Annotated in this window: 4 protein-coding genes; 2 read left to right on the forward strand and 2 right to left on the reverse strand. The window is 70.2% G+C overall.

The window, feature by feature from the left end:
- A partial coding sequence (locus G6022_RS02665) for an ATP-dependent Clp protease ATP-binding subunit (protein WP_182690983.1) occupies positions 1–2,583 on the forward strand: 2,583 nt, incomplete at its 5' end.
- Between the two features lie 120 nt (positions 2,584–2,703).
- Here G6022_RS02665 and G6022_RS02670 read toward each other — a convergent pair.
- Both G6022_RS02670 and G6022_RS02675 read right to left on the reverse strand, forming a co-directional pair.
- A complete protein-coding gene (locus G6022_RS02670) occupies positions 2,704–3,228 on the reverse strand; it encodes a flavin reductase family protein (RefSeq protein WP_182611051.1) in 525 nt (174 codons plus the stop codon).
- 63 nt (positions 3,229–3,291) lie between these two features.
- The gene (locus G6022_RS02675; RefSeq protein WP_182611052.1) at positions 3,292–4,467 is read right to left on the reverse strand and encodes an ROK family protein; all 1,176 of its coding nucleotides are present in this window, start codon (positions 4,465–4,467) and stop codon (positions 3,292–3,294) included.
- A 149-nt stretch (positions 4,468–4,616) separates the two neighbouring features.
- Here G6022_RS02675 and G6022_RS02680 point away from each other — a divergent pair.
- Positions 4,617–5,883: LLM class flavin-dependent oxidoreductase (locus tag G6022_RS02680; RefSeq protein ID WP_347238144.1), on the forward strand; the 1,267-nt coding region annotated here is incomplete at its 3' end.

The following is a 5,883-nucleotide window of genomic DNA, read 5'->3' on the forward strand; positions in this document are numbered from 1 at the left end:
CTCAACCACAACTACATCGGCACCGAGCACATCCTGCTGGGTCTCATCCACGAGGGCGAGGGAGTGGCCGCCAAGGCACTCGAGTCCCTGGGGATCTCGCTGGAAGCGGTGCGGAGTCAGGTCGAGGAGATCATCGGCCAGGGCCAGCAGGCGCCCAGCGGGCACATCCCGTTCACGCCGCGGGCCAAGAAGGTCCTGGAGCTGAGCCTGCGCGAGGCGCTGCAGCTCGGCCACAACTACATCGGCACCGAGCACATCCTGCTCGGCCTCATCCGTGAGGGCGAGGGCGTCGCCGCCCAGGTGCTGGTCAAGCTCGGAGCGGACCTCACCCGGGTCCGCCAGCAGGTCATCCAGCTGCTGTCGGGCTACCAGGGCAAGGAGGCCGAGGCCACGGGCGCCCCCGCCGGCACCGGTGGTCGCGAGTCCGGTACGCCGTCGTCCTCGACGGTGCTGGACCAGTTCGGTCGCAACCTCACGCAGGCCGCCATGGAGGGCAAGCTCGACCCGGTCGTCGGCCGCGCCAAGGAGGTCGAGCGCATCATGCAGGTGCTCTCCCGGCGCACCAAGAACAACCCGGTGCTCATCGGCGAGCCCGGCGTGGGCAAGACCGCGGTCGTCGAGGGCCTGGCCCAGGCCATCGTCAACAACGAGGTCCCCGAGACCCTCAAGGACAAGCAGGTCTACTCGCTCGACCTGGGGTCCCTGGTGGCCGGTTCCCGCTACCGCGGTGACTTCGAGGAGCGCCTGAAGAAGGTGCTCAAGGAGATCAACCAGCGCGGCGACATCATCCTGTTCATCGACGAGATCCACACCCTCGTCGGCGCGGGTGCCGCCGAGGGTGCGATCGACGCCGCGTCGATCCTCAAGCCCAAGCTGGCCCGCGGTGAGCTGCAGACCATCGGCGCCACCACGCTCGAGGAGTACCGCAAGCACATCGAGAAGGACGCGGCGCTCGAGCGTCGTTTCCAGCCGGTCCAGGTCCCGGAGCCCAACGTGGAGCTGTCCATCGAGATCCTCAAGGGTCTGCGGGACCGCTACGAGGCCCACCACCGCGTCACCATCACGGACGCCGCCCTGGCCGCGGCGGCCCAGCTCGCGGACCGGTACATCAACGACCGCTTCCTCCCGGACAAGGCGATCGACCTCATCGACGAGGCCGGCGCCCGCATGCGGATCAAGCGGATGACCGCTCCGCCGGACCTGCGGGAGTTCGACGAGAAGATCGCGGAGGCCCGCCGTGAGAAGGAGTCCGCGATCGACGCGCAGGACTTCGAGAAGGCCGCGGGCCTGCGGGACACGGAGAAGAAGCTCATCGCCGAGCGCTCGGAGCGCGAGAAGCAGTGGCGTGCGGGCGACATGGATGTGGCCGCCGTGGTCGACGAGGAGCAGATCGCGGAGGTCCTGGGCAACTGGACCGGGATCCCCGTGTTCAAGCTCACCGAGGAGGAGACCACGCGTCTGCTCCGCATGGAGGACGAGCTGCACAAGCGGATCATCGGCCAGGAGGACGCCATCAAGGCCGTCTCCCGGGCCATCCGCCGCACGCGGGCCGGTCTCAAGGACCCCAAGCGGCCCTCGGGTTCGTTCATCTTCGCCGGCCCGTCCGGTGTCGGTAAGACGGAGCTCTCCAAGGCGCTGGCGAACTTCCTGTTCGGCGAGGACGACGCGCTCATCCAGATCGACATGGGCGAGTTCCACGACCGCTTCACCGCGTCCCGTCTGTTCGGCGCACCTCCCGGGTACGTCGGCTACGAGGAGGGCGGCCAGCTCACGGAGAAGGTCCGGCGCAAGCCGTTCTCGGTGGTCCTGTTCGACGAGATCGAGAAGGCCCACTCCGAGATCTACAACACGCTGCTGCAGGTGCTCGAGGACGGCCGTCTCACCGACGGGCAGGGCCGCATGGTGGACTTCAAGAACACCGTGTTGATCTTCACCTCCAATCTGGGCACGAGGGACATCTCCAAGGCGGTCGGGATGGGCTTCCAGTCCTCCGACAACACCGAGGACGCCTACGAGCGGATGAAGCAGAAGGTCAACGACGAGCTCAAGAAGCACTTCCGGCCCGAGTTCCTCAACCGGATCGACGAGATCGTGGTGTTCCACCAGCTCACCAAGGCTCAGATCGTGGAGATGGTCGACCTCATGGTCAGCCGCGTCGGCGTGGCGCTCAAGGCCAAAGACATGACCATCGAGATCACGGACCGGGCCAAGGAGCTTCTCGCCAAGAGGGGTTTCGATCCGGTATTGGGTGCGCGGCCGCTGCGTCGCACCATCCAGCGCGAGATCGAGGACACGCTGTCGGAGAAGATCCTCTTCGGCGAGGTCGCGGCCGGCGAGCTCATCACCGTCGACGTCGAGGGCTGGGACGGGGAGTCCGACAAGACCGAGGACGCCCGGTTCACGTTCACCGGGGTCCAGCGCCCGGACGCCGGGTCCCGCGAGGGTGAGGAGATCACCGCGAGCGTCGCACCCACCGGTGAGGCCGGCCCGGGCGACTCGCTCCCGCCCAGCTCGGGCGGCTTCGGTGGCGCAGCCCCCGGCGGCCCGTCGGGTAGCGGTGGGGCGGCTCCCGCCACCACCTAGGCCGGACACGCGGCACGGACACGAGGCGGCCCCCGCTCATCGAGCGGGGGCCGCCTCGTCGTCGGCCGATCTCGTGGTCGGTCGGCCTCGTGGTCAGTCGTGGTCAGTCGTGGGACGTGGTCACTCGTGGGCCGTGGGCACCGCACGGAAGCCACCGTCGAGCACCACGAGCGGATCGCCGGGATCCTCCTCGTCGAACCAGGCGTCCAGCAGCCGCGCGACCACCAGGACGTGGTCGCCCGCCGGGACGAGACGATCGAGGGCGACCCGGAGTCGCGCCCGCCCGCCGTGGAGGAGCGGTTCACCGGTCTCGGCCCGGGTCCACAGGGAGTGGTCGGCGAACCGGAGGTGGGAGGGGCCGGCGAACCGGAGCGCGAGTGATCGGTCGGCCTCGCCCAGCAGGTGGATCACCGCGGTCCGGGCGTCGAGCACCGCCGCCAGGCTGGACGACGAGATCCCGACGTTGAAGCTCACCAGGGCGGGCCTCGACGACAGGCTGGACGGTGATGACGCGGTGAACCCCACCGGCCCGTCGGCGCCGTCGAGGGTGATGATCGTGACGCCGGCGGGATGCATACGCATCGCACGCCGGTGGGTCTCCGCCGGGACGGACTGGTGAGCGGTGGACAGGCTTCGTTCGGTCATACGAGAAGTCTGTGGGGGTCCGCTACGGATGTCGAACATTACTGTCGCGGTGACCGGAAAGGGTCAGGACACCGACAGCAGCCTCGACGGCAGCGCGCTCGTGGGGTCGGCCGAGATGGTGTCGAGCGCCACCGCCATGGCCGCCAGCTGCTGGATCCGCCCGCCCGCCGTCGACACCCTGAGTTCGGGTGCCCCGCCGGCGAGAGGGGTCTCCCGTGAGGCTCTCAGGATGGGTCCCAGGTAGCGCGGGTGGTCCGTGAAGGCCTGTCCACAGAGCACCACCGAATCCGGCCGAGTGATGGCCGAGACCAACCCGACCAGGCGGCCGAGGATGGTCGCCCGCTCGACGAGGATCGCGTCGGCCACCGGGTCACCGTGTGCCCGGGCCGCGAGCTCCGGCACCGACCCGACGGTGATCCCGCGGGCGGCCGCAGCCCGGACCAGTCCGGAATCGCCCACCACGTCCAGGAGGCCACCGCCGCGGTCGTCGAGGTAGGTGGTCGGCCCCACGGGGAGGTGGGCGAGTTCCGCCGAGCCGGCCCGTGGCAGGTGCACGGCGCCGTCGATCACGAGGGCGGAGCCCAGATGCTCCCGCGCGTAGACGACCAGCGTCGTGCCCGTGTGGGACTCGTGCCCCACGAGCAGCTCCGCCGCGGCCATCGCCTCGACGTGGGGGGCCACGGAGAAGGGCACCCCGATTCGATCGGCGAACAGGTCCGCCACCGGAACGTCCCGCCACCCCAGCAGGTCGTGGTCGATCCTGCCCGGCGCGGTGATCCTCGCGGCCGTGGCCACGCCGCCCCAGACCAGCCGGCGGTCCCGGTGGCCGTCGAGGAGCCGGAACGCGATCGCGGACAGCTCGTCCGCGATCACCTCCGGATCCCGGCCCGGGGTGGGGATCGCGTACTCGGACAGGATCCGGCAGGCGAGATCACTGATGGCGACCACGCACCGGCTGAGGCCGATGTGGACGGCCACCACCACGGGCCCGGCGGGATCGATCTCCACGGGGATGCTCGGCCGGCCCACGGAACCGTCGTGCATGAGTTCGGGTCGCTCGCGGATGACCCCGGAGGACAGCAGCGCTGCCGTGGCTCGGCTGACCGTCGCCACCGACAGGCCCGTGGACGCGGCCACCTCCGGACGGGTCACCGGCCCCCGGAACCGGATCGTGCGCATGACCCTGGCCGAGCTCACGTCGGACAAACGCAGGTCAGGGGCGGGTGATCGGGGTGTCATGGGGGAGAGGGTACCACAGCCTATAGACCGATCGGTCTACTCGTGTAATGGGTTTCCTTCCCGGTGACGGCAATTGTGGCCCCCCGTCTCCGTCCGGTCGCACGATGTGTCGGTCCGCACTCCGACCCGAGACACCTCAGGAGCCGTCCGTGGCCACCGACCCGACTCATCCGAACCCCGACCAGACTGGGTTGCACTTCCACTGGTTCCTGCCCACCTACGGGGACTCGCGCAACCTCGTGGCCGGGGGGCACGGCACGCTGATGTCGGGGGACCGTCCGGCGACCCTGCCGTATCTGCGGCAGATCGTCGCGGCGGCCGAGCACAACGGGTTCGAGTCCCTCCTCACTCCCACCGGCGCCTGGTGCGAGGACGCGATGATCACCACCGCACTGCTCGCCGAGTCGAGCGACAGCATCAAGTTCCTCGTGGCGCTGCGCCCGGGGCTCATGAGTCCCACCCTCGCCGCGCAGATGGCGACCACCTTCCAGTGGCAGACCGGTGGCCGCCTGCTCCTCAACGTGGTCACCGGAGGGGAGTCCCGCGAGCAACGCGCCTATGGGGACTTCCTGGACAAAGAGGCCCGATACGCCAGGGCGGACGAGTTCCTCGAGATCGTCCGAGGACTCTGGGATTCGGAGAGCCCGCTCTCCTACAGCGGTGACCACCTCGCCGTCGTCGATTCCGTCCTGGCGCGTCGACCGGAACCGGCGCCGCCGATCTTCTTCGGCGGCTCCTCCGCGGCCGGTATCCGCGTCGCCGCCCGCCATGCGGACACGTACCTGACCTGGGGCGAACCCCCCGCCGCGGTCGCCGGGAAACTGGACCGGGTCCGGGACGCCGCGGCCGTCCACGGCCGGACACCCTCGTTCGGGGTCCGGCTCCACGTGATCTCCAGGGACACCTCGGAGCAGGCGTGGGCCGAGGCCGATCGGCTCCTGGCGGGGATCGACCCCGCGGACGTGGCACGGGTGCAGGCCTCGCTGGCCGCCAGCGAATCGGAGGGCCAGCGCCGGATGCTCGACCTGCACGGCGGCCGGACCGGGTCCCTCGAGGTCTCGCCGAATCTGTGGGCCGGTGTCGGCCTGGTCCGCGGTGGCGCGGGGACCGCGCTCGTGGGCTCCCACGAGGAGGTCGCCGACCGGATCGGCGAGTACGCCGAGCTGGGCCTCACGCACTTCGTCCTCTCCGGGTACCCGCACCTGGAGGAGACGTACACCTTCGGGGAGGGCGTCCTACCCGTCCTGGCCCGTCGTGGGTTGTGGACCCCGGGTGATCGGCGCCGCGAGACCGTGTCCGTGCCGCTCGCCACAGCCACCGCCACCGCCACCGCCACGACCAGCGCGACCACCACCGACGCCACCGCGGCCGATGCCACCGGGACCGACATCCGGCCCGGGCAGCCCGCCACCGTCG

Source organism: Dietzia sp. Cai40 (assembly GCF_014145165.1).
Taxonomy (GTDB): Bacteria; Actinomycetota; Actinomycetes; order Mycobacteriales; family Mycobacteriaceae; genus Dietzia; species Dietzia natronolimnaea.